The following is a 24,407-nucleotide window of genomic DNA, read 5'->3' on the forward strand; positions in this document are numbered from 1 at the left end:
ATGCTGCCGCGGCTCCTTCTTGCCTGCGCGGCTCTCGCCCCGCTGGGGCTGGCGGCCCTGGCGGGGCCGTGGCCGCTGCGCGCGAGGATTGCAGCGCTGGCGGCACTGGCCCTTGCCGGCGCTGCACTGCTGGCGCTCGATCCGCTTGCCGCCGCCCTGGCGCGCGTGGACGGCATCCTGTCGGCGCCCGGCTGCGGCGGCTGACTTTGCCTGCGGTCAGTGCCGGCCAGCCTGGCCTTTTCTATCATTCGATGACGTGCCTGCCGCGCGCGGGCGCGCAATGTGACGCCTTCGCGCCGCGGCGGGCGTAAACTACCGCCCATTTTCCGGGCCCGCGCGGCTTGCCGCCGCGTGCCCGGCCACAGTTGCATGGAGTCTGAATGAGCTTGTTCCGCACCAAGGACATCGACGCGATGCTGGCCGTCGCGCGCGATGACGGCCTGAAGAAGGTGCTGGGTCCAACCGACCTGGTGATGATGGGCATCGGCGCCATCATCGGCACCGGCATTTTCGTGCTGACCGGCACCGGCGCGCTGACCGCGGGGCCGGCGCTGACGGTGTCGTTCGTGATCGCGGCGCTGGCGTGCGGCTTTGCCGCGCTGTGCTACGCGGAGTTTGCCTCGGCGATCCCGGTGTCGGGATCGATCTATACCTACAGCTATGCCACGCTGGGCGAGATCGTCGCGTGGATGATCGGCTGGGACCTGCTGCTGGAATACGGGCTGGCCACGTCCGCCGTGTCGGTGGGGTGGTCGGGCTACTTCCAGTCGCTGATGGCGGGCTTCGGGCTGAAACTGCCGGCGGCGCTGACCGCGGCGCCAGGCTCGGTGCCGGGGGTGAAGTCCATGCTGAACCTGCCGGCGTGCCTGATCATGCTGGCCATCACCTGGGTAGTGTCGTACGGCGTGCGCGAATCCACGCGCATCAACAACCTGATGGTGGCGGTCAAGATCGGCGTGGTGCTGCTGTTTATCGCGGTGGGCGTGTGGCATGTGCAGCCGGCCAACTGGCAGCCGTTCGCGCCATTCGGCTTTGCCGGCATCTTCAATGCGGCGGCGCTGGTGTTCTTTGCCTTTATCGGCTTCGACGCGGTGACCTCTGCCGCGGAAGAGGTGCGCAACCCGCGCCGCGACCTGCCGATCGGCATCATCGGTTCGCTGGCGGTGTGCACGGTGCTGTATGTGGTGGTGGCCGCCATCATGACCGGCATCGTGCCGTTCGCGAAGTTTGCCGGCGTGGACCACCCGGTCTCACTGGCGCTGCAGTTCGCGGGCCAGAACTGGGTGGCGGGCTTTGTCGACCTGGGCGCGATCCTGGGCATGACCACGGTGATCCTGGTGATGACCTACGGCCAGACCCGCGTGATCTTTGCGATGTCGCGCGACGGCCTGCTGCCAGAGCGGCTGTCATCCGTGCACCCGGTGCATGCCACGCCGTATTTCGCCACCTGGATCGTCGGCATCGTGTTTGCCGCGATTGCCGCCTTCGTGCCGCTGAACGTGCTGGCCGAGCTGATCAATATCGGTACGCTGGCGGCCTTCACGCTGATCTCGGTGGCGGTGCTGGTGCTGCGCAAGACGCGCCCGGAACTGCCGCGCGCATTCCGCTGCCCGGGCGTGCCGGTGGTACCGCTGCTGTCGATCGGCTTCTGCCTGTTCCTGATGGCGCATCTGCAGGCGCTGACCTGGATTGCCTTCCTCGTGTGGCTGTCGGTGGGGCTGGTGATCTACTTCGGCTACGCGCGGCGTAATGCCGTGCTGCATAACCACGGCGGCTGAGCGCCTTCAGCCGCCGCGCCCGGCCGCGGCCTTCATGAAGGCCACCGCGCGCGGCTCGTTGGCATAGGCGGCGTTGATCCGGATCCATGCCGAGGTCTCGCCGCCCGGGCGGAAGTAGTTGCCTGGGGCCAGCGTCACGCCGTATTCCTCGCCCAGCGTCACCAGTTCGCGCGAATCCTCGATGCCGGGCGGGCGCGCCCACAGGAAGTTGCCGCCGGACGGCTGGCAGAACACCTCCCAGCCGTTGCCGGTCAGTTGCCGCACGGCATTGGCGCAGGCCTCGCGCACGCGCAGGCGCAGCCGCTCCACATACTTGCGGTAGCCGCCGCGCTCCAGCAGCGCCGCCGTGACTGCTTCCGCGAAGTGCGAACCGGCCACGCTGGTCAGCACCTTCACATCGACCAGGTCCTTGACCAGCGCCTTGTCCGCCACCAGGTAGCCGACCCGCAGCGAGGCCGACACCGTCTTGGAAAAGCCGCCGATGTAGATCACGTGCTCAAGCTGGTCCAGCGTGGCCAGCCGGTCGGTGAAGTGGGTCTGGAAGTCCGAGAAGATATCGTCCTCGACAAAGCGGAAGCCATGCCGGCGCGCCAGCTCCAGCAGCCGGAATGCCACCGGCGGCGCCAGCGTCGATCCGGTCGGGTTCTGCAGCACGCTGTTGGTGAAGAACAGCTTGGGCTTGTGCTGGCGCAGCAGCGCCTCGGTGGCGTCCGGGTCGGGGCCGTTGGCCGTGTGCGGCACGCCCACCAGCTGCACCCCATGCAGCCGCAGCAGGCCGAACAGGTTGTAGTAGCCGGGATCTTCCACGAACACGGTATCGCCGGGCTTGAGCAGATGGCGTACCACCAGGTCCAGCGCCTGGCTGGCACCGGTGGTGATCAGCACTTGCGGCAGTTCGGCGGCGATGCCCAGCTGGCGCACGCGCAGCAACACCTGGCGACGCAGTTCCGGATGCCCCATCGGCGTGGCGTAGTGGATCACGCTGTCGATCTCATTGCGCGAGATCGCGCGGATCGCCTGCGTCAGCCCCTCGACGTCGCGCCAGGTCTCCGGCACGAAGCCCCCGGCCAGCTTGAGCGTGCCGCTGGGGTGGTTGAACTGCTCGAGGATGTGGTCGGAAAGATCCTCGGCCAGGCTCGGATCGGACCATCCGCACGCCGAGCGCCCCGCCAGCGGGCTGTCCGCCACATAGAAGCCCGAACCCTGGCGCGAATCCAGCAGCCCCTGCGATACCAGCCGGTCATAGGCTTCGATCACCGGGAAGCGGCTGATGCCGTTCTCCGCCGCCAACTGCCGGATTGACGGCAGGCGTGCGCCGGGCCGTGCTTCGCGGTTGCCGATCCACGCTTTCACGCCGGCAACGATCTGCTCGGTCAGTGGAATTCCGGTGGAAGCATCTAAGATTAGTTTCATGGGCAGGCAGCCGGGGGAAGCCGGTAGGCGCAGATCGCTACAAGCGACAACTGTCAGGGAAAACTACTGAACAGTTCATCGAAAACTGTTCACAACTGTACATGGGATTGTAGTGAGGGATGCGAATAATGGAAGCGTGGCGGAGGAAGGCGCCGGCTACCGTGATCATTCGGCATCCACGGGGGCCGGCGCCGGACGCGACCGCCGGCTATGAGGAGTGGGACATGCGCGAACTACGGACTTTCGAGCTGGACGAGCCTGGGCTGCCAGTGAGCTGGCGCGCCGGTTACGGGCAGACCGTCTGCGCGGTGGCGGGCAAGTTGTGGGTGACGGTGGAAGGCAGTCCCAACGACATCTGGCTGGAGCCGGGCACTGAGCTGGCGTTGCCGGAGGGCTACCGGGTGTGGCTGTCGGGCGATGGCGCGGGCGCGCGCTTTACGCTGGCACAGGTGCCGGCGCCGTGGTCGCTGCGGCGGCTGGTGGCGTGGCTGCGGGCGATGCGGCACCGGGTGGAGGAGCACAGCACGGATGCGTTCGGGGAGTGCCCCAGGATCTGGGCCTGAGCGGACCACTCAAGCTTTGCCGGAACGGCCACCTGAGGGTGGCCTTTTGTTTGCCCGGATGCTTGCGCGGCGCCTGCCGCGGGCGCCTACTCTATAGGGACAGCCCCGTCCCATGCACGCCGGGCTCGGGGTTCCGCCCCATTGCTTTACGTTAACGTCAACGTCATATAATCGATCGGCCCCGACCCGGGGGCGCAGCCCGCGCGTTTGCGGCCAAGCCGGCACAGAGCGGTACTTCAGGCGCACGCCGCGGTGGCAGCCAACACCACAGACGGTGGAGACAATGACCGACCTTTCCGATGTGCATGATGTGCGCCGCGGTGCGCCCCAGCCCAAGCCCACCGCGCAAGGCCGCGGTCCGGTCAACAAGGTGCGCTTTGTCACGGCGGCGTCGCTGTTCGATGGCCATGACGCCTCGATCAACATCATGCGCCGCATCCTGCAGTCGCATGGCTGCGAGGTGGTCCACCTCGGCCACAACCGCTCGGTCGAGGAAGTGGTGACGGCGGCGCTGCAGGAAGACGCGCAGGGCATCGCGATTTCCAGCTACCAGGGCGGCCATGTCGAATATTTCAAGTACATGGTCGACTTGCTGCGCGAGAAGGGCGGCGAGCACGTGCAGGTCTTTGGCGGCGGTGGCGGCGTGATCGTGCCGGACGAGATCCGCGAGCTGCAGGCCTACGGCGTGGCGCGCATCTTCAGCCCCGAGGACGGCCAGCGCATGGGCCTGGCCGGCATGATTGCAGATATGGTGCAGCGCTGCGACATCGACCTGTCGCGCTATGCGCCGGCCTCGCTCGAACCCGTCACCGGCGGCGACCGCCGCGCGCTGGCCCAGCTGATTACCGCGCTGGAGAACGGCAAGGCCGATCCGGCGCTGGTGCAGGCGATGCATGCGCAAGCGGCAGCGGCATCGATCCCGGTGCTCGGCATCACCGGCACCGGCGGCGCCGGCAAGTCTTCACTGACCGACGAACTGATCCGCCGCTTCCGCCTCGACCAGCAGGATGCGCTGTCGATCGCCGTGATCTCGATCGACCCGTCGCGGCGCAAGTCGGGCGGCGCGCTGCTGGGCGACCGCATCCGCATGAACGCGATCAACCACCCGAACATCTTCATGCGCTCGCTGGCCACGCGCGAGGCTGGCTCCGAGATCTCGCAGGCGCTGCCGGACGTGATCGCCGCGTGCAAGGTGGCGGGCTTCGACCTGGTGATCGTCGAGACCTCGGGCATCGGCCAGGGCGACGCGGCCATCGTGCCGCACGTGGACCTGTCGCTCTATGTGATGACGCCCGAGTTCGGCGCGGCCAGCCAGCTCGAGAAGATCGACATGCTGGACTTTGCCGACTTCGTCGCCATCAACAAGTTCGACCGCAAGGGCGCGCAGGACGCGTGGCGCGACGTGGCCAAGCAGGTGCAGCGCAACCGCGAGCAATGGCACGGCAAGGCCGAGGACATGCCGGTCTACGGCACGCAGGCGTCGCGCTTCAATGACGATGGCGTGACCATGCTGTACCAGGGGCTGCGCGCGGCGCTGGCCGAACGCGGCCTGAAGCTGCAGCCGGGCGTGCTGCCGGCGCAGGCGGGGCGCATCTCCACCGGCCAGAATGTGATCGTGCCGCCGGCGCGCAGCCGCTACCTGGCGGAACTGGCAGACACGGTGCGCGGCTACCACCGCCGCGTGATGGAGCAGAGCCGCATTGCACGCGAGCGCCAGCAACTGCGTGAATCGAGCCGCATGGTGCAGGCCGCGCAAGGCGATGGCGCGGCGCTGGATGCGCTGGCGGCGGAGCGCGACAGCGCCCTCGGTCAGGTCGAGCGCAAGCTGCTGGCGATGTGGCCGCAGATGCGCGAAGCCTACAGCGGCGACGAGTACGTAGTGAAAATCCGCGACCGGGAGATCCGCACCGGGCTGGTTACGACCACGCTGTCCGGCACCAAGGTGCGCAAGGTGGTGCTGCCGCGCTTCGAGGACGACGGCGAGGTGCTGAAGTGGCTGATGCGCGAGAACGTTCCCGGCAGCTTCCCGTACACCGCCGGCGTGTTCGCCTTCAAGCGCGAGAACGAAGACCCCACCCGCATGTTCGCCGGCGAGGGCGATGCCTTCCGCACCAACCGGCGCTTCAAGCTGGTGTCCGAAGGTATGGATGCCAAGCGGCTGTCGACCGCGTTCGACTCGGTCACGCTTTATGGCGAAGACCCGCATGTGCGTCCGGACATCTACGGCAAGGTCGGCAACTCCGGCGTGTCGATCGCCACGCTCGACGACATGAAGGTGCTGTACGACGGCTTCGACCTGACCAGCCCGAGCACCTCGGTGTCGATGACCATCAACGGCCCGGCCCCGACCATTTTGGCGATGTTCATGAACACCGCCATCGACCAGCAGCTCGACAAGTTCCGCGCCGACAACCAGCGCGAGCCCACCGCCGACGAAGAAGCCAAGATCCGCGCCTGGGTGCTGCAGAACGTGCGCGGCACGGTGCAGGCCGACATTCTCAAGGAAGACCAGGGCCAGAACACCTGCATCTTCTCCACCGAGTTCTCGCTCAAGGTGATGGGCGATATCCAGGAGTACTTTGTCCACCACCAGGTGCGCAACTTCTACTCGGTGTCGATCTCCGGCTACCACATCGCCGAGGCCGGCGCGAACCCGATCTCGCAGCTGGCGTTCACGCTGTCCAACGGCTTCACCTATGTGGAGGCGTACCTGGCGCGCGGCATGCATATCGACGATTTCGCGCCCAACCTGTCGTTCTTCTTCTCCAACGGCATGGACCCGGAGTACAGCGTGCTGGGCCGCGTCGCGCGCCGCATCTGGGCCGTGACCATGCGCGACAAATACGGCGCCAACGAGCGCAGCCAGAAGCTGAAGTACCACATCCAGACTTCGGGCCGCTCGCTGCATGCGCAGGAGATCGACTTCAACGATATCCGCACCACGCTGCAGGCGCTGATCGCGATCTACGACAACTGCAATTCGCTGCATACCAATGCCTACGACGAGGCCATCACCACGCCCACCGGCGAGTCGGTGCGCCGCGCGCTGGCGATCCAGCTGATCATCAACCGCGAGTGGGGCGTGGCCAGGTGCGAGAACCCCAACCAGGGCAGCTTCCTGATCGAGGAGCTGACCGACCTCGTGGAAGAGGCGGTGCTGCAGGAGTTCGAGCGCATTGCCGAGCGCGGCGGCGTGCTCGGTGCGATGGAGACCGGCTACCAGCGCGGCAAGATCCAGGAAGAGTCGCTCTACTATGAGCAGCTCAAGCACGACGGCACGCTGCCCATCATCGGCGTGAACACGTTCCGCAACCCGGACGGCGACCCGACCCCGCAGAAGCTGGAGCTGGCGCGCTCCAGCGAGGCCGAGAAGCAGAGCCAGCTCGACCGCCTGCATGCGTTCCAGCAGGCCCACGCGGCCGAGGCGCCGGCCATGCTGGCGCAGTTGCGCCAGGCGGTGATCGACAACCAGAACGTATTTGCGGTGCTGATGGACGCGGTGCGGGTTTGCTCGCTGGGGCAGATCACCCATGCGCTGTTCGAAGTGGGCGGGCAGTACCGGCGCAATATGTAGAGCCGGCGGCACCGCGCAGCAAGCAGTGCCCGATTACCGCGCAGGGCGGCCGCAGTGAGGGGTCGCCCTGCGTTACACTCGAAGGCTGTGCCGGCGGCCGCGCCACGGCAAACGTATTCGAGACAACCGCAAGCCAAAGATCATGGACACCCAGTACAACCCGACCAATATCTTCGCGAAGATCCTGCGCGGCGAGCTGCCGTGCATCAAGGTCTACGAGGACGACGATACCATCGCCTTCATGGACATCATGCCGCAGGCCGACGGCCATACGCTGGTGGTGCCCAAGGAAGCCGCGGTCAACCTGTTCGACCTGTCCGAGCAGGGCGCGCAGGCCGCCATTGTCGCCACGCAGCGCGTGGCGCGCGCGGTGCGCGCGGCGTTTGCGCCCGACGGCATCTCCATCGGCCAGTTCAACGGCGCGGCCGCGGGCCAGACCGTGCCGCACGTCCATTTCCATATCGTGCCGCGCTATGCCGACAGCGCGCTGCGCGGCCATGCGCGCGAGATGCAGGACCCGGAACAGCTCAAGGGCCATGCCCAGCGCATCATCGCCGCGCTGCGCGAGCAGGGCGCCTGAGCCGCGCCTGAACCGATCAATCAGCAATCCAACCAAGCAGAGGAAGACAAGATGAGCATCAGGACAGTGGGCATCGTCGGTGCCGGCACCATGGGCAATGGCATCGCCCAGGCCTGCGCAGTGGTAGGTCTCAACGTGGTGATGGTCGACATCAGCGATGCCGCCGTGCAGAAGGGTGTCGCCACCGTGGCAAGCAGCCTGGACCGTCTGATCAAGAAGGAAAAGCTGACCGAGGCCGACAAGGCCAGGGCGCTGGCGCGCATCAAGGGCAGCACCTCGTATGACGATCTCAAGGCCACCGATATCGTGATCGAGGCCGCCACCGAGAACTACGACCTGAAGGTCAAGATCCTCAAGCAGATCGACGGCATCGTCGGCGAGAACGTGATCATCGCGTCCAACACCTCGTCGATCTCGATCACCAAGCTGGCTGCCGTGACCTCGCGCGCCGACCGCTTTATCGGCATGCACTTCTTCAACCCGGTGCCGGTGATGGCGCTGGTGGAACTGATCCGCGGCCTGCAGACCAGCGACACCACCCACGCCGCCGTCGAGGCCCTGTCGAAGCAGCTCGGCAAATACCCGATCACGGTCAAGAACAGCCCGGGCTTCGTCGTCAACCGCATCCTGTGCCCGATGATCAACGAGGCCTTCTGCGTGCTGGGCGAAGGCCTGGCCTCGCCGGAAGAGATCGACGAAGGCATGAAGCTGGGCTGCAACCACCCGATCGGGCCGCTGGCGCTGGCTGACATGATCGGCCTGGACACCATGCTGGCCGTGATGGAAGTGCTGTACACGGAGTTTGCCGATCCGAAGTACCGCCCGGCGATGCTGATGCGCGAGATGGTCGCTGCCGGCTACCTGGGCCGCAAGACTGGCCGCGGCGTGTACGTCTATAGCAAGTAAGCTGCCCGGCACTTGCCGCGTGGTACAGCGGCCGCCTGCGGGCGGCCGCAGCTTTTTCCGGGGCCGGTTCCGGTTGCCGCCAAATCCCGCTTACACGGCGTTATATGCCGAAACACTCCGCCGCATCCGGTAACAGGAATGCGCGGTAGAGTGCACTCATTCCCATTACGACAAAACAAGCTCCATGGCTCCCCCGATTCTCTTTGCTGCGCTGCTCGCGGGCGCAATGTCCCTGCTGGCGGCCCGTTCGGCGATGGCCCATGTGGACGTGGGCGTGCAGATCGGCGCGCCGGTCTATGCGGCGCCGGCCCCGGTCTATGTGGCACCCCCGCCGCACGTGGTGTATGCGCCGCGCCATCACGGCTGGCATGGCGACCGTTATTGGGATGGCCGTCGCTGGTATGGCCGCCATGAGTGGCGCGGCCGCCATCACCACTATCATCGGCATCATCACTATCGCCACCACGGCCATGGGCATCGCGGTCATCACGGTCATCACGGCCATCGTGGTCATCACGGCCACTGACCGCCGCACCGGCTGAGGCGCCGGCCGGCACCACCGCCCGGCCCGGCGTTCAGCGCAGCAGCACCAGCCGCGGCACCGCGTCCGCGCCGCTCCAGACCACCGCGTTCTGTTCGTATTTCTCGCCGAGTGCCCGTGCATCCGCCAGCGACAGCCCCGGCACCAGGAAGCTCGGCTCGGCCGGCCAGCCGTTGCGTGGATGCTCTCCGGCGGCTTCGATTGCGCGCAATCCCATCCTTGCCAAGTCTTGCGCCAGCGCTTGCTGGCGCTTTGCGTTGGCGTCGTCGTCGCAGCGCAGGCTGAACGGGTTGGCGGCGGTAATGAAGGCGCTCGCTGCCACGCCCAGCGCGCGGTGCAGCGCCGCCAGCGGGGCGCTGGGTTGGTCTACCCGCAATACCATCGGCAGGTCGCCCAGCACGCGGTAGTGCGTCTCGCGATAGGCCTGCAGCGTGGCGTCGTCGATGGCGCTGGCCATGTTATTCGCCGTACTGCCGCAACCCCTCCAGGTCCAGCACCTCGATCACGCCGTAGTCCACCCGCACCAGGCCCTGCTGTTCCAGCACCTTGAGCGCCTGGTTGGCGCGCTGGCGCGAGATGCCAGCGAGCAGGCCGATCTCTTCCTGCGAGATCTCCAGCGTCTTGCCGATCCCCGGATACAGGTGCTCATTGAACAGCGACGACACCGCGCGCGCCACGCGCGAATCGATGTCGAGCAGCCGCTCATATTCCACCGCGGCGATGAACTGTCCCAGGCGTTCGTTGAACTGGGTCAGCAGGAAGCGCGTGAACGGCAGGCTGGTATCCAGCAACCACAGAAAAGTGTCGCGCGGCAGGAAGGCGATGGTCGAGCGGCGCAGCGCCATCACGTCGTACTTGCGGATTTCCGATTTGAGCACCGCGCCTTCGCCGAACCAGCCGCCGGTGGGCACGCCGGTGAAGGTGACCGACTTGCCCGAGGGCGACACCGTGGTGATCTTGACGATGCCTTCGAGCACGCCCATCCAGTGCTCGGCCATGTCACCCTTGTGACAGACGTAGTCGCCCTGGGTGTACTCGTGCACGAACATGGCGCGGCGCACGCGCTCGCGCTGCTCGGGACTCAGGTCTGCTGCCCACACGCAGCGGTCGACAAAATCGTTCAGCATGGCCTGAATTTGCTCCGGTAGGGATTAACCCGGAATTGTCACCGGCGTGACAACCCGGGTGGATGGCATGGGCTATCTTACGATCACCACGGAGCCGGGAAGTGCCGCAAAACAAGGCACCACGGGCTTGATGCGCTGCGGCATGACTGCCGCCAGGCAAAACAAGCCAAGTATAACCACCGGACCGACGCTTGACACCGCGCGTGGATCCCCACGCCGGAGGGACAGGAGACAGCGATGCAGGAATCGTCGGCGACGACCTTCCCGCGATGGCTGCTGGCGCACGCCCAGCAGCGGCCGGATCATCCGGCTCACCGCGAGAAGGATCTCGGCATCTGGCAGACATACAGCTGGGCCCAGGCGGCGCAGCAGGTGAGGGCACTGGCTTGCGGGCTGGCCGCACTCGGTTTCAGACGCGGCATGAATCTGGCGGTGGTGGGCGACAACCGCCCGCGGCTGTACTGGGCCATGACCGCGGCGCAGGCGCTGGGCGGTGTGCCGGTGCCGCTGTACCAGGACGCCATCGCCAACGAGATGGTCTACGTGCTCAACGATGCGGAGATCGAGTTCGCCATCGTCGAGGACCAGGAGCAGGTCGACAAGCTGCTGGAAGTGGAAGCGCAGCTGGCCGAGTCCGGCCGCGCCGTGCGCCACATCATCTTTGAAGACCCGCGCGGCCTGATGGACTACGACCATCCGTCGCTGATGTCTTATGAACAGCTACAGGAACTGGGCCGCGAGTTCGACCAGGCGCACCCGGGCTTCTATGACGAGGCCATCGCCGCCGGCCAGCCCGACGACACCGCGATCATCCTCTATACCTCCGGCACCACCGGCAAGCCCAAGGGCGTGTGCCATTCGCACTACGGCCTGATCGGCGCGGCGCGCAACGGCTGCGCCTTCGACAAGCTCAGCGCGGACGACGACGTGCTGTCCTACCTGCCGATGGCATGGGTGGGCGACAATCTGTTCTCATACGCGCAGGCGATGGTGGCGGGCTTCACGGTGAACTGCCCGGAATCGCGCGAAACGGTGATGACCGACCTGCGCGAGATCGGCCCCACCTACTACTTTGCGCCGCCGCGTATCTATGAAGGGCTGCTGACGCAGGTGATGATCCGCATGGAGGATGCCGGCTGGATCAAGCGCAAGCTGTTCCACTGGGCCATGGACGTGGCGAAGCGCTGCGGCACCGATATCCTCGACGGCAAGCCGGTATCGCTCGCGGACCGCGCGCGCTACGCCCTTGGCGAAGCGCTGGTCTACGGCCCGTTGCGCAATGTGCTGGGCATGAGCCGCATCCGCGTGGGCTATACCGCGGGCGAGGCGATCGGACCGGACCTGTTCCGCTTCTACCGCTCGATCGGCGTGAACCTGAAGCAGTTCTACGGCCAGACCGAGACCTGCGCCTATGTGTGCCTGCAGCCGGACGGCAAGGTCAAGTTCGATTCAGTCGGCCCGGCGGCGCCCGGCATGGAAATCCGCATCGCCGACAACGGCGAGGTGCTGGTGCGCGGCGTGGGCCTGCTCAAGTCCTACTACAAGCGCGATGACGCCACGCGCGAGGCCATCAACGACGAGGGCTACTTCATGACCGGCGACGCCGGCGTGATCGACGCCGACGGCCACCTGAAGATCATCGACCGCGCCAAGGACGTGGGCAAGCTGGCCGATGGCTCGATGTTCGCGCCAAAGTACATCGAGAACAAGCTCAAGTTCTTCCCGTACATCAAGGAAGCGGTGGCCTTCGGCAATGACCGCGACCAGGTCTGCGCGTTTATCAATATCGACTTCGAGGCCGTGGGCAACTGGGCCGAGCGCCGCCACCTGCCGTACGCCGGCTATGTCGACCTGGCCGCGCAGCCCGAGGTGCTGGAAATGATCGGCGAATGCGTGAACCAGGTGAATGCCGACCTGGCCAACGACCCGATGCTGGCCGGATCGCAGGTGGCACGCTTCCTGGTCCTGCACAAGGAACTGGATCCGGACGACGACGAGCTCACGCGCACGCGCAAGGTGCGCCGCGGCTTTATCGCCGACAAATACGGCGTGCTGGTGGAGGCGCTCTATGCGGGCAAGTCCGAGCAGTTCATCGAGACGCGCGTCAAGTTCGAAGACGGACGCGAGGGCAGCGTGTCGGCCACGCTGAAGCTGGTCAATGCGAAGCGCCTGCCGGTGGCGGCGCGCGCGGCATGAGCGAGGGCAGCAAGATGACGCAAGTAGCCTGGCAAGGCGCGGGGCAGCGCGAATGGGCGGGGACGGCACGCACGGATGCCAGCGGTGCCGGCAGCGGCGGCGCGATCGCACCTACGGGTCCGATGTCTCCTGCGGAACTGACGGATGACAGCGGCGCGCATCCCGGCACGCAGCGCGCGCAGCGCACCGGCGAACAGGCGCGCACCGGCGGCGAGGTGATCCTGGACCTGCAGCATATCTCGCTGTCGTTCGGCGGGGTCAAGGCGCTGACCGATATCTCGTTCGATGTGTGCGAGCACGAGGTGCGCGCCATCATCGGCCCCAACGGCGCCGGCAAGAGTTCGATGCTCAACGTGATCAACGGCGTCTATCACCCGCAGCAGGGACGCATCGTGTTCCGCGGCGAGGAGCGCAAGCAGATGCACCCGACCGCCGCGGCGCGCCAGGGCATTGCGCGTACCTTCCAGAACATCGCGCTGTTCAAGGGCATGACGGTGCTGGACAACATCATGACCGGGCGCAACACGCAGTTCCGCACCGGGCTCTTCGCCCACGCGCTGTGGTGGGGCCCGGCGCGCAACGAAGAGATGCGCCATCGCCAGAAGGTCGAGGAAGTGATCGACTTCCTCGAGATCCAGTCGATCCGCAAGACCCCGGTCGGGCGCCTGCCGTATGGCCTGCAGAAGCGCGTCGAACTGGCGCGCGCACTCGCGGCCGAGCCCTCGATGCTGCTGCTGGACGAGCCCATGGCCGGCATGAACGTGGAAGAGAAGCAGGACATGTGCCGCTTCATCCTGGACGTGAACCGGCAGTTCGGCACCACCATCGTGCTGATCGAGCACGACATGGGCGTGGTGATGGATATCTCCGACCGCGTGGTGGTGCTCGACTACGGCAAGAAGATCGGCGACGGCACGCCGGAAGAGGTCAAGGGCAACCCTGACGTGATCAAGGCGTACCTGGGCACTTCGCACTGAGGCTCTGAACCATGACGTTCTTCTTTGAAATCCTGATCGGCGGCTTGCTCTCTGGCCTGATGTACTCGCTGGTGGCGCTGGGCTTCGTGCTGATCTACAAGGCCTCGGGCGTGTTCAACTTTGCCCAGGGCGCGATGGTGTACTTCGCCGCGCTGGCGGTGGTGGGGCTGATGGACAAGGGCCTGCCGATGTGGGCCGCGGTGATCGGCGCCTTCGTGGTGATGATCCTGGTCGGCATGAGCACCGAGCGCTTCGTGCTGCGCAAGCTGGTCAACCAGCCGCCGATCACGCTGTTCATGGCGACCATCGGGCTGTCGTTCTTCCTCGAGGGCCTGGGGCCGCTGCTGTTCGGCAATGAGGTGCGCCCGATCAACCTGGGCATCGTCGACGAGCCGATCGAGTCGATCATGACCAACTTCAACATCGTGCTGTCCAAGTTCGATATTGCGGCGGCGGCCATTGCCGGCCTGCTGGTCGGATCGCTGGCGCTGTTCTTCCAGTACACCAAGGTCGGACGTGCGCTGCGCGCGGTCGCTGACGACCACCAGGCGGCGCTGTCGCTGGGCATCCCGCTGCAGAACATCTGGGCGATCGTGTGGGGCGTGGCGGGTTTCGTCGCGCTGGTGGCCGGCATGCTGTGGGGCTCGCGCAATGGCGTGCAGTTCGCGCTCACGCTGACCGCGCTCAAGGCGCTGCCGGTGCTGATCCTGGGCGGCTTCACCTCGGTGCCCGGCGCCATCGTCGGCGGGCTGATCATCGGTGCCTCGGAGAAGCTGGCCGAGATCTATATCCCGCCGGTGTTCCAGTCGATGTTCGGGGGCAACTTCGGCGGCATCGAAGGGTGGTTCCCGTATGTGTTTGCCTTGCTGTTTCTGCTGGTGCGGCCCGAAGGGCTGTTCGGCGAGAAACACATCGATCGCGTCTGACCGACTTCGCACAGGAGACTTGCCATGTTTTATCGTGAAGCCGGCCAGTTCAAGACCAGCTACGTCGCCGACAGCCAGATCTTTCCCATCCGCCAGGACCGCATCGGCTTTGCCGTGCTGATGGCAGTGGCCTTCGTGGCGATCCCGTTCGTCGGGTCGGAATACTGGTTCTCGGCCATCCTGATCCCGTTCCTGATTTTCTCGCTGGCGGCACTGGGGCTGAATATCCTGACCGGCTATGCCGGCCAGCTGTCGCTCGGTACCGCGGCCTTCATGGCGGTGGGTGCCTACGCGGCCTACAATTTCCAGCTGCGCGTGGAAGGCATGCCGGTGCTGCTGACATTCGTGATGGCGGGCCTTTCCGCGGCATTGGTGGGGGTGGCCTTCGGCCTGCCGTCGCTGCGCATCAAGGGCTTCTACCTCGCGGTGGCGACGCTGGCGGCGCAGTTCTTCGTGGTGTGGGCACTGACCAAGTTCCCCTGGTTCTCCAACAACAGCTCGTCGGGCGTGATCACGGCGCAGCGGCTGGACCTGTTCGGCTTCGCCATCGACACCCCGCTGAAGAAGTACCTGTTCGTGCTGGCCATCGTCACGGTGCTGGCGCTGGCGGCCAAGAACCTGGTGCGCTCGGCCACCGGGCGCGCATGGATGTCGGTGCGCGACATGGACGTGGCGGCAGAGGTGATCGGCATCCCACTGATGCGCACCAAGCTGCTGGCGTTCGCGGTCAGCTCGTTCTACTGCGGCGTGGCCGGCGCGCTCTATGCGTTCTGCTACCTGGGCTCGGTCGAGCCGGACGGCTTCTCGCTGGACCTGTCGTTCCGCGTGCTGTTCATGATCATCATCGGCGGCGTGGGCAGCATCCTGGGCTCGTTCCTGGGCGCGGCCTTCATCCTGCTGCTGCCGATCTTCCTGGACAACGTGCTGCCGTCGCTGGCCGCGCTGCTGCACCTGCCATTCACCAATGCCACCGTGTCGCACATCCAGCTGATGGTGTTCGGCGGGCTGATCATCTTCTTCCTGATCGTGGAGCCGCACGGGCTGGCCCGGCTGTGGCAGATCGCCAAGGAGAAGCTGAGGCTGTGGCCGTTCCCTCATTGACGGGAGGGGTGCCTGTATTACCGCAGTTCCTGTGTGAAGTTCTGAAGCTTACGCATAACGAAACGCTCCCTTGAGGGCGATGGAGACTGTCATGACCAACCTGATTCGCAATGTGCAACGCGCCGCCCTGGTGGTCAGCGCCGCGGCGGCACTGCTGGCGCCGGCGGCGCCGGCCATGGCGCAGAGCAACGAGCAGTTCGTGGCGCTGCCAAGCTACCGCGTGGGGCCGTATGGCGCCAACGGCCAGTCCTGGTATGGCGGCTTCATCGACTACCTCAACTACGTCAACCTGAAGGAAGGCGGGGTCAACGGCGTCAAGCTGTCGTGGGAAGAGTGCGAGACCGAGTACAACAACGCCAAGGGCGTGGAGTGCTATGAACGCCTGAAGTCCAAGAACGCCACCACCAAGGGCACGGCCTACCACGCCATGTCCACCGGCATCTCGTACGCGCTGGTCGACAAGACCGCTGCCGACAAGGTGCCGCTGGTGATGATGGGCTACGGCCGCACCGACGCGGTGGATGGCTCGGTGTTCCCGTATGCGTTCCCGCTGGTGACTACGTATCAGATGCAGGTCTCGGCCATCGTCAAGTACCTGGCCTCGAAGAACGGCGGCTCGCTGGCCGGCAAGAAGATCGTCTACCTGTATCACGACTCGGCCTATGGCAAGGAGCCGATCGTGGCGCTGCAGGCCGAGGCCAAGCTGGGCAAGTTCAACCTGGTGGAGATCCCGGTGGCGCACCCCGGCAACGAGCAGGGCGCGCAGTGGCTGAAGATTCGCCAGGAGAACCCCGACTACGTGATCTTCTGGGGCTGGGGCGTGATGAACCAGACCGCGCTGAAGGCCGCGCAGAAGGTGGGTTTTGCGCGCGACAAGATAATCGGCTCGTGGTGGGCCGGCTCGGAGGAAGACACGGTGCCGGCGGGTGATGCCTCCAAGGGCTACATGAGCGCCACCTGGAACGTGGCGGGCCGCAACGTGCCGCTGATCGCCGATATCGAGAAGGTGGTCTACGGTGCCGGCAAGGGCAATATGCAGGACAAGAACAAGGTGGGTTCGGTGCTGTACAACCGCGGCGTGTCGGCGGCGGTGGTGACGGTGGAAGCGGTGCGCGTGGCGCAGGCCAAGTTCGGCAAGGGCAAGCCCATGACCGGCGAGCAGATGCGCTGGGCCTTCGAGAACCTGAACCTGACCAACGCGCGCCTGCAGCAACTGGGCGCGACCGGCCTGCTGCCCGAGATCAAGACCAGCTGCGACAACCACGAGGGCTCGGGCAAGGTGAAGATCCAGCAGTGGGACGGCACCAAGTGGGTGGTGGTGTCGGACTGGATCGAGGGCAACAAGGGCCTGATCCACCCGCTGTTCAAGGCCACGGCGGCGCAGTACGCGAAGGAGAAGGGGATTACGCCGGCTTGTTCGAAGTCCTGATAGCAACCTGGTGGGCATGCGGTGCCTGGCGCCGCGTGCTCGCCTGAGCCGAACCGTCTTACCAACACGAGCCGCACCATGAGCCTTCTGTCCGTCAACAATATCGAAGTCATCTACGATCACGTGATCCTGGTGCTCAAGGGCGTCTCGCTCGAAGTGCCGGAAGGCAAGATCGTGGCGCTGCTCGGCGCCAATGGCGCGGGCAAGACCACCACGCTCAAGGCCATCTCCAACCTGCTGCAGGCCGAGCGCGGCGATGTCACCAAGGGCTCGATCGAATATCGCGGCGACCGCGTCGACCAGCTCACGCCCAACGACCTGGTGCGCCGCGGCGTGATCCAGGTGATGGAAGGGCGCCACTGCTTCGCGCACCTGACCATCGAAGAGAACCTGCTCACCGGTGCCTACACGCGCGGCCTGTCGCGCGGCCAGACGCGCGACGAGCTGGAAAAGATCTACGAATACTTCCCGCGGCTGAAGACGCGCCGCAAGTCGCAGGCCGGCTACACCTCCGGCGGCGAGCAGCAGATGTGCGCGATCGGCCGGGCCATGATGGCCAAGCCCGCGATGATCCTGCTGGACGAGCCTTCGATGGGGCTGGCGCCGCAGATCGTCGAGGAGATCTTCGAGATCGTGCGCGGCCTGAATTCGCGCGAGAACGTCAGCTTCCTGCTGGCCGAGCAGAACACCATGGTGGCGCTGCGCTATGCCGACTACGGCTACATCCTGGAAAACGGCCGCGTGGTGATGGACGGCGACGCCGAGTCGCTGCGCACCAACGAGGACGTCAAGGAGTTCTACCTGGGCGTGGCCGCCAACGATGCGGACGACGGTGCCGGGCGCAAGTCGTTCCGCGATGTGAAGAGCTACCGGCGCCGCAAGCGCTGGCTGGCGTAGGCACCCGACCGATTTCATCCGGCATTGCCACCACGCGCCCAGCGGCGCGGCGGCATGCCGCATCCCATTCCCTGACGCATAGCACCATGCCAGAACACTTCGATTCGCTCGAAACCCGCGCGCCGGAAGTCCGCGAGCAGGCGCTCCTTGCCGCCCTGGCACGCCAGGTGGCCCATGCGCGCGACAACGCGCCTTACTTTGCCGAGATGCTGGGCGGCGTCGACCCGCGGCTGCTGAGCTCGCGCGCGGCGCTGGCGGCGCTGCCGGTCACGCGCAAGTCGGACCTGACCGCGCGCCAGCGCGCACTGCCGCCGCTGGGCGGGCTCAACGCCACGCCGCTGGGCAAGCTGCGCCATGTGTTCCAGTCGCCCGGCCCGATCCATGAACCCGACGGCCATGACGCCGACTGGTGGCGCGTGGCCCGCGCCATGCATGCGGCGGGCTTCAGCGCCGGCGAGCTGGTCTACAACACCTTCTCCTACCACTTCACCCCGGCCGGCATGATGATGGAGACCGGCGCGCACCGGCTGGGCTGCTGCGTGTTCCCGGCCGGCGTCGGCCAGACCGATTCGCAGGTGCAGGCGCTGGCCAGCCTGCAGCCCACGGCCTACGCCGGCACGCCGTCGTTCCTGAAGCTGCTGCTGGAGCGCGGCGACGAGCTGGGCACGCCCTGCACCAGCCTGGCCAAGGCGCTGGTCTCGGGCGAGGCGCTGCCGCCGTCGCTGCGTGCCTGGTTCCAGGCGCGCGGCGTGCGCGTGCAGCAGATGTATGGCACCGCGGATGTCGGCCTGATTGCCTATGAGACCGAGGGCGGCGATGGCTGGGTGGTGGACGAGGGCGTGCTGGTAGAGATCGTCGAGCCCGGCGGTTCCCGGCCGATGCCCGAGGGCGAGACCGGCGAGGTGGTGGTGACGGTGCTGGGCAACGGCGACTACCCGCTGATCCGCTTCGGCACCGGCGACCTCTCGGCCATCGTGGCGGAGTCGTCGCAGCGGCCCAGCCCGTGCGGGCGCACCAATATCCGACTCAAGGGCTGGCTGGGCCGTGCCGACCAGGCCACCAAGGTCAAGGGCATGTTCGTGCATCCCGGGCAGGTGGCAGACGTGCTGCGGCGGCATCCGGAGATCCGCGCGGCGCGGCTGGTGGTGACTGGCGACCCAGGCGCGGACGTGATGACGCTGCGCTGCGAGGCTACGCGCGAGGATGGTGACTTGCAGCGTGCGGTGGCGGAATCGCTGCGCGAAGTGATGCGGCTGCGCGGTGAGGTAGCTTTCGTTGCGGCGGGGTCGTTGCCGCAGGATGGGAAGCTGATCGAGGATGCGCGCAGCTACGATTGAGTTGTGTGGCGGCTGGCAGGATCGACTTCGTTGATACGCTGGCCCTCTCCCCCGGCCCCTCTCCCGCAGGCGGGAGAGGGGCCGGCCGGGGATAGGGCCGGTGCGTCGACGGAGTGACGCGCTTCAATACGCCCGCATCCTCAAGACTTCCCCCCCTCCACCGGCCGCGTCGGCAGCCGGGCCATCCAGACACTCACCCCCACCGCGCAAGCCAGCAACGCCGCCGAGGCAAGCGGCCGCGCCCGCAGCATCCACGCGGTCGTCCCCATCGACGCCCACATCATCGACAACGCCAGGCACTTGGCCCGGAAGGGAATGCTGCGATGGCGCTGCCAGTCGCTGACCAGCGGCCCGAAGCGCGGATGTCCCAGCAGCCATTCATGGAAGCGCCGGGATCCCCGCGCGAAGCATGCCGCGGCCAGCAGCACGAATGGCGTGGTCGGCAGCACCGGCAGGAAGATGCCGATCACCCCCAGCAGCAGGAAGACCGCGCCCAGCACCACCCACATGGCGCGCAGCGCCTGCTGCCGGCGGCTCAACGTGGCGTCGGAATCGGGCGGGGTGGTGGAGCTTGGACCAGGCAATGGTTGAATGAAGGGCCGCAATAGCGGCCCGGTAAAAACCTCGGTTAGCGCGCGATACCCAGGCGCGCCTTGGCGGCATCGTACTCCGCTTTCATGCGCGCGACGATTTCGCCGGCGGTGGGGATGTCGTGGATCTGGCCCACGCCCTGGCCGGCGCCCCAGACGTCCTTCCATGCCTTGGCCTTGGAGGCGCCGCTGGAGAAGTCCATCTTGCTCTTGTCGGCCACCGGCAGGTTGTCCGGATCCAGCCCCACGTTGCTGATGCTTTCGCGGATGTAGTTGCCGTGCACGCCGGTGAACAGGTTGGTGTAGATGATATCGGCGGCGGCCGAGCTGGTGATCGACTGCTTGTACGATTCCGCCGCGTGGGCCTCCTGCGAGGCGATAAAGCGCGTGCCGACGTAGGCAAAGTCCGCGCCCATGGCCTGCGCGGCCAGCACCGCCTCGCCGGTGGCGATCGAGCCCGACAGCGCGATCGGGCCGTCGAAGATCTTGCGCACCTCGCCCACCAGCGCGAACGGCGACAGCATGCCGGCATGGCCGCCGGCGCCGGCGGCCACCAGGATCAGGCCGTCGACGCCGGCCTCGATCGCCTTCTCGGCATGGCGCATGCTGATCACGTCGTGCAGCACGATGCCGCCATAGCTGTGCACCGCGTCGATCATTTCCTTGACCGGTGCGCGCAGCGAGGTGATGAAGATCGGCACCTTGTGGTCCACGCACACCTTTACGTCGTGCTCGAGCCGCGCGTTCGAGGTATGCACGATCTGGTTGACCGCGACCGGGCCCACCTGCGCGCCCGGGTTGGCGGCCTTGAAGGTGGCCAGCTCGGCTTCGATCTGGGTGAGCCACTCGTCGAGCAGCTCCGCCGGGCGCGCATTGAGCGCCGGGAATGAGCCGACGATGCCGGCCTTGCACTGCGCCAGCACCAGCTCCGGGTAGCTGACGATGAACATGGGCGAGGCGATGACGGGCAGGGCCAGGTTCTGCAGGGCCTGGGGCAGTTGCTTGGCGGCGGGCATGGTGTCTCCTGAACTACTGACGGGCACAGTGCAGGTGCCCTAAATGAACGGTCGTTCGATTATAGGGAGTTTCAGCGCGGTCACGTTAGAAGCCCCAGTCTATGCCGGTCCGGTCACCTCGTCGAACTACCCGGCCGGAAGGGTCAGTTCCGCCAGCGCGCCGCCGCCGGGGCGGTTGGCCAGCGTTACATCGCCATCATGCAACGTTGCCACCTCGCGTGCAAAGCACAGGCCCAGGCCGGTGCTCTTGTCCGCACCGTGCGGGCGTGGCAGCGAGTAGAAGCGCTCGAACACGCGCGGCAGCGCGTAGTCGGGGATGCCCGGGCCCTGGTCGGCGACGGCGATGGCCAGCGCGCCGCCGCGGCGCTCCAGCCGCACCATGACTTCGCTGTCCGGCGGGGCGAAATCGATGGCATTCTCCAGCAGGTTGGCGATGGCCTGGCGCAGCAGGAACGGATCGCCGGCGACCAGGTCCGGGCTGGCTTCGGCGGCCAGCCGCAGCGTGACGCCGCGCTGGCGCGCGCGCGGTTCCAGCTCGCTGCCCAGTTGCGCCAGCAGCGGCGCCAGCCGCACCGGCTCGCGCACTTCCAGGCGCTGGCGCTGCTCGACATCGGCCAGTGCCAGCAGCTTGCGGATCATGGTTTCAAGCCGCCCGGATTGTGCACGGATATTGGCGACGAAGCGCTGGCGGTCCGCCGCCGGCATCTCTTCCTGCAGCAGCTCGGCGGCGCCGCCGATCGCGGCCAGCGGGCTCTTCATCTCATGGGTCAGCGTGTGGATGTAGTGCTCGACATACTGCTTGTCTTCCAGCCGCTCGCGCATGCCCTGCACCGCGCGGCCCAGCTCGGCCAGCTCGCTGCCGCCGCGCAGCGGCATCTCCGCGCGCTCGCCGGCCGCCACCGCGCGCGCATACCCGCGCAGCCGGCTAAGTCCATGCGCCAGCCACAGCGTGCAGGCCAGCCCGATCACGCAGGCAGCGCCGATCAGCAGGCCGCCGTAGAGCAGGATCTTGCGCTGGCTGCGCTCGATGAAGGGCGCCATCGCCGCATTGGGCTTGGCCACGGTCAGCACGCCGATGATGCGCTCGCCGTCCGCGTCGCGTATTGGCGCGGCCACGTGCATCACGGTGCTGGCGTCGTCGTCGGGGTCGGTGCGCGTGCTGCGTGCGCCGTACTTGCCGCGCAGCGTCAGGTAGACATCGTTCCAGCGCGAATAGTCGCGGCCCACGTCAGTACCGGTGGAGTCAAAGCGCACGATGCCGTTGGCATCGGTCACGTAGACGCGGTAGCCGATGCTGTCCTTGTGCAGGCCCGACACATCGGCATTCACCGCCACATCGCGCAGCGCCGCCATGTGCCGCGCGAAATCGCCGTCGGCAATGCGGCCGGCCTTCATGTCGTCGGCGGCAAGCGCCGCCAGCACGTGCGCGGTGTCGATCAGCGTGTCTTCCATGGCCTGGCGCACGCCGGGCTTGACCTCCTGCACGAACACGCGCAGCGTCAGCACCGTGGCCAGTCCCACGATCAGGAAGAAGCCGAAGAAGATGCGCAGGCCGATATGCATGGCGTGCGCTCAGGGTTCCAGCGAATAGCCCATGCCGCGATGGGTGCGGATGCGCTCGGCGCCGTCGGCGGAAGCCTCCCGCAGCTTGGCGCGCAGGGTCTTGATATGGGTGTCGACGGTGCGGTCGCTGGTGTCGAGTGCATCTTCCCAGACGCACTCCATCAGCTGCGCGCGCGAGTAGATGCGGCCCGGATGTGTCACCAGCCAGGCCAGCAGCAGGTACTCGTAGCGGGTCAGCTCCAGCCAGCGGCCGCGGTAGGCCAGGCGCGCGCCGTCCTTGTCGTGCGTGAAGCCGGCAACTTCGTCGCTCTTCGCCGCGGTAGCACCGCCGCCGCGCGCCCGGCGCAGGATGGCGCGCACGCGCGCGGCCAGCTCGCGCGGCGAGAAGGGCTTGACCACGTAGTCGTCGGCGCCGATTTCCAGCCCGACGATGCGGTCGATCTCTTCATGGCGCGCGGTCAGGAAGACCACCGGCGCATTGCTGAACGTGCGTAGCGTGCGGCAGACCTCGAAACCGCTCAGATCCGGCAGGCCCACGTCCAGGATTACCAGGTCGGCCGCGCCGGCGCGCATGCGCTCGAGCGCGGCGCCGCCGAGCGTGCAGTGCTCGGCCAGCATGCCGTCGGTGCGCAAGGCATAGAGGATGGTGTCGGCGATGGCCTGCTCGTCTTCCACCACCAGGATCCGCGGTTGTTCCATGCCCGGCATTTTAGTCCACTGAATCACTGAAATCGGTCGGCGCCTGCCATGTCATGCGGGCGCATCGCGTCGTTGCAAATGCTCGCAATAGCCGTGCTATTGCTGCGCCCTGCCCTTGCAGGGCGCACATGCGCTTGCAAGCGCATGCCGCTACGCAGGCGGATTGCAATGCAATCCGAAACCCCTGCTTCGCCCTAGCGCTGCATCCCGCATGACATGTCCTTCGCCTCCCATTTCAGTGATTCAGTGGACCAGCCGGTCAGGCGCTGGTGGCTGCGCGCGGCGGCGGCGCGGGATCCTCGCCTCGGCGCTTGTGGAAATAGATCTGCTCCGCCGCCCAGCGCAGCGGCGGCGAGTACAGCATCAGGTCGAAGGGCCAGTCGCACTGGAAGCGGTCGAACATCCAGCGCAGCGCACGTTTGGCGCGAAAGCGCGGCGCGCCGGCGGTGGCGGCCGCTTCCGGGGCCGGGCCGCCGCGCAGCAGGTGCGCGGCCACGGCCTGGCCGACCGACTCGCCATGGGCAAAGGCATAGTGGATGCCCCCGGCGGTGACCGGCGACACGATGCCGGCGGCATCTCCCGTCAGGATCACGCCGTCGCGCGCCAGCGGGAAGGCCGGGCCGCCGCATGGGATCAGCCCCGCGCGCGTCGCCGCAGGCTGCGCCAGTTGCGGCAGGCCGGCGCGCTCGCGCACATGCGCCAGCAGACCGTCCAGGTCTGGCGCGCGGCCGTGCCGAGGCAGGTAGCGCAGCGCCAGGCCGGCCTGCACGCCGGTGGGGTTCTGCGCGATCCAGCCGATATAGCCGGGTGCGAAGCGCCGGGTGATGAAGCAGTGCAGCGCGCCCGGCTCGGGCAGCGCCAGTCCCGGGAACTCATACTCCACGCCATACAGGAAGCTGTGCACGCGCCCCAGCCCGGCACACTGGGCCACGCGCGATTTCGCGCCATCCGCGCCGACCAGATAGCGCGTATTGCCCACGCCGGTCACATGCCAACCGCCGTTGCGCGGCACCGCGCCCACGAACGCCTGGCCCAGGCGCAGCTCGACCCGGTGGCGCACCAGCTCGGCGGCCAGCCAGCGCATCAGGCGCGGCGTATCGGTGGTGTGGAAATAATAGGTTCATCGCCGATCTGCGTGACCGTTTAGAAACAAAAAGGGCCAACAAGCCCACCACTGTTATCTTGGAGTTGCGA

22 protein-coding genes are annotated in these 24,407 nt (G+C 66.8%); 14 read left to right on the forward strand and 8 right to left on the reverse strand.

Annotated elements, in window-relative coordinates:
* The gene (locus tag AC3WQZ_RS24220; protein ID WP_010814888.1) at positions 1 to 204 is read left to right on the forward strand and encodes a hypothetical protein; all 204 of its coding nucleotides are present in this window, start codon (positions 1 to 3) and stop codon (positions 202 to 204) included.
* A 176-nt stretch (positions 205 to 380) separates the two neighbouring features.
* The gene (gene bcaP, locus AC3WQZ_RS24225) at positions 381 to 1,778 is read left to right on the forward strand and encodes a branched-chain amino acid transporter BcaP (RefSeq protein WP_010814887.1); all 1,398 of its coding nucleotides are present in this window, start codon (positions 381 to 383) and stop codon (positions 1,776 to 1,778) included.
* Between the two features lie 6 nt (positions 1,779 to 1,784).
* On the opposite strand, the gene AC3WQZ_RS24230 is transcribed toward bcaP, so the two are convergent.
* Positions 1,785 to 3,191: an aminotransferase-like domain-containing protein gene (locus AC3WQZ_RS24230; RefSeq protein ID WP_010814886.1), complete on the reverse strand. Its 1,407-nt coding sequence runs from the start codon at positions 3,189 to 3,191 to the stop codon at positions 1,785 to 1,787.
* 224 nt (positions 3,192 to 3,415) lie between these two features.
* On the opposite strand from AC3WQZ_RS24230, the gene AC3WQZ_RS24235 reads away from it, so the two are divergent.
* The 5 genes from AC3WQZ_RS24235 (at position 3,416) to AC3WQZ_RS24255 (ending at position 9,340) form a co-directional block, all read left to right on the forward strand.
* Complete coding sequence (locus AC3WQZ_RS24235; RefSeq protein WP_010814885.1) at positions 3,416 to 3,754, forward strand: DUF2917 domain-containing protein; 339 nt, start codon at positions 3,416 to 3,418, stop codon at positions 3,752 to 3,754.
* Positions 3,755 to 4,037: 283 nt separating this feature from the next.
* A complete protein-coding gene (gene icmF, locus AC3WQZ_RS24240) occupies positions 4,038 to 7,328 on the forward strand; it encodes a fused isobutyryl-CoA mutase/GTPase IcmF (protein ID WP_011614445.1) in 3,291 nt (1,096 codons plus the stop codon).
* Between the two features lie 142 nt (positions 7,329 to 7,470).
* Positions 7,471 to 7,908 (forward strand): HIT family protein, encoded by a 438-nt coding sequence (locus tag AC3WQZ_RS24245; protein WP_010814883.1) that lies wholly within the window; start codon positions 7,471 to 7,473, stop codon positions 7,906 to 7,908.
* Between the two features lie 51 nt (positions 7,909 to 7,959).
* Positions 7,960 to 8,814 carry a 3-hydroxybutyryl-CoA dehydrogenase gene (locus AC3WQZ_RS24250; RefSeq protein WP_058698812.1) on the forward strand — a complete coding sequence of 285 codons (855 nt, stop codon included), beginning with the start codon at positions 7,960 to 7,962 and terminating at the stop codon, positions 8,812 to 8,814.
* Positions 8,815 to 8,998: 184 nt separating this feature from the next.
* Complete coding sequence (locus AC3WQZ_RS24255) at positions 8,999 to 9,340, forward strand: hypothetical protein (RefSeq protein WP_492301397.1); 342 nt, start codon at positions 8,999 to 9,001, stop codon at positions 9,338 to 9,340.
* A 49-nt stretch (positions 9,341 to 9,389) separates the two neighbouring features.
* Here the strand turns inward: AC3WQZ_RS24255 and AC3WQZ_RS24260 are convergent, their stop codons facing one another.
* Both AC3WQZ_RS24260 and AC3WQZ_RS24265 read right to left on the reverse strand, forming a co-directional pair.
* Entirely contained in the window at positions 9,390 to 9,812 is a 423-nt protein-coding gene (locus AC3WQZ_RS24260; protein WP_492301399.1) for a DUF3293 domain-containing protein, read from the reverse strand.
* 1 nt (position 9,813) lies between these two features.
* Positions 9,814 to 10,482, reverse strand: a complete 669-nt coding sequence (locus AC3WQZ_RS24265) for a Crp/Fnr family transcriptional regulator (RefSeq protein ID WP_010814879.1) — start codon at positions 10,480 to 10,482, stop codon at positions 9,814 to 9,816.
* A gap of 237 nt (positions 10,483 to 10,719) precedes the next feature.
* Between AC3WQZ_RS24265 and AC3WQZ_RS24270 the strand changes: the two genes are divergently transcribed.
* The 7 genes from AC3WQZ_RS24270 to AC3WQZ_RS24300 all read left to right on the forward strand — a co-directional run bounded on the left by AC3WQZ_RS24270 (position 10,720) and on the right by AC3WQZ_RS24300 (position 19,345).
* A complete protein-coding gene (locus tag AC3WQZ_RS24270) occupies positions 10,720 to 12,678 on the forward strand; it encodes an AMP-dependent synthetase/ligase (protein ID WP_492301400.1) in 1,959 nt (652 codons plus the stop codon).
* Between the two features lie 14 nt (positions 12,679 to 12,692).
* Positions 12,693 to 13,655: an ABC transporter ATP-binding protein gene (locus AC3WQZ_RS24275; RefSeq protein WP_037025387.1), complete on the forward strand. Its 963-nt coding sequence runs from the start codon at positions 12,693 to 12,695 to the stop codon at positions 13,653 to 13,655.
* A gap of 11 nt (positions 13,656 to 13,666) precedes the next feature.
* Positions 13,667 to 14,581, forward strand: a complete 915-nt coding sequence (locus AC3WQZ_RS24280; RefSeq protein WP_010814876.1) for a branched-chain amino acid ABC transporter permease — start codon at positions 13,667 to 13,669, stop codon at positions 14,579 to 14,581.
* 24 nt (positions 14,582 to 14,605) lie between these two features.
* Complete coding sequence (locus AC3WQZ_RS24285) at positions 14,606 to 15,682, forward strand: branched-chain amino acid ABC transporter permease (protein WP_010814875.1); 1,077 nt, start codon at positions 14,606 to 14,608, stop codon at positions 15,680 to 15,682.
* Positions 15,683 to 15,773: 91 nt separating this feature from the next.
* Positions 15,774 to 17,111 (forward strand): ABC transporter substrate-binding protein, encoded by a 1,338-nt coding sequence (locus tag AC3WQZ_RS24290; protein ID WP_010814874.1) that lies wholly within the window; start codon positions 15,774 to 15,776, stop codon positions 17,109 to 17,111.
* A 78-nt stretch (positions 17,112 to 17,189) separates the two neighbouring features.
* A complete protein-coding gene (locus AC3WQZ_RS24295) occupies positions 17,190 to 18,008 on the forward strand; it encodes an ABC transporter ATP-binding protein (protein ID WP_010814873.1) in 819 nt (272 codons plus the stop codon).
* An 86-nt stretch (positions 18,009 to 18,094) separates the two neighbouring features.
* Positions 18,095 to 19,345 (forward strand): phenylacetate--CoA ligase family protein, encoded by a 1,251-nt coding sequence (locus AC3WQZ_RS24300; protein WP_492301402.1) that lies wholly within the window; start codon positions 18,095 to 18,097, stop codon positions 19,343 to 19,345.
* A 140-nt stretch (positions 19,346 to 19,485) separates the two neighbouring features.
* Here AC3WQZ_RS24300 and AC3WQZ_RS24305 read toward each other — a convergent pair whose 3' ends face one another.
* The 5 genes from AC3WQZ_RS24305 to AC3WQZ_RS24325 all read right to left on the reverse strand — a co-directional run bounded on the left by AC3WQZ_RS24305 (position 19,486) and on the right by AC3WQZ_RS24325 (position 24,297).
* Positions 19,486 to 19,854 carry a YbaN family protein gene (locus AC3WQZ_RS24305; RefSeq protein WP_454749523.1) on the reverse strand — a complete coding sequence of 123 codons (369 nt, stop codon included), beginning with the start codon at positions 19,852 to 19,854 and terminating at the stop codon, positions 19,486 to 19,488.
* A gap of 119 nt (positions 19,855 to 19,973) precedes the next feature.
* On the reverse strand, positions 19,974 to 20,951 hold the full coding sequence (locus AC3WQZ_RS24310) for an NAD(P)H-dependent flavin oxidoreductase (RefSeq protein WP_492301403.1): 978 nt from the start codon (positions 20,949 to 20,951) through the stop codon (positions 19,974 to 19,976).
* Between the two features lie 126 nt (positions 20,952 to 21,077).
* Positions 21,078 to 22,514, reverse strand: coding sequence for a two-component system sensor histidine kinase CreC (gene creC / locus AC3WQZ_RS24315; protein ID WP_492301404.1), 1,437 nt, complete (start codon positions 22,512 to 22,514; stop codon positions 21,078 to 21,080).
* A gap of 9 nt (positions 22,515 to 22,523) precedes the next feature.
* Positions 22,524 to 23,222: a two-component system response regulator CreB gene (gene creB, locus AC3WQZ_RS24320; protein WP_011614449.1), complete on the reverse strand. Its 699-nt coding sequence runs from the start codon at positions 23,220 to 23,222 to the stop codon at positions 22,524 to 22,526.
* Positions 23,223 to 23,472: 250 nt separating this feature from the next.
* Positions 23,473 to 24,297 (reverse strand): NAD(P)/FAD-dependent oxidoreductase, encoded by an 825-nt coding sequence (locus AC3WQZ_RS24325; RefSeq protein WP_492301406.1) that lies wholly within the window; start codon positions 24,295 to 24,297, stop codon positions 23,473 to 23,475.
* Positions 24,298 to 24,407: the final 110 nt, after the last annotated feature.

It is taken from the genome of Cupriavidus sp. FW305-26 (assembly GCF_058787975.1).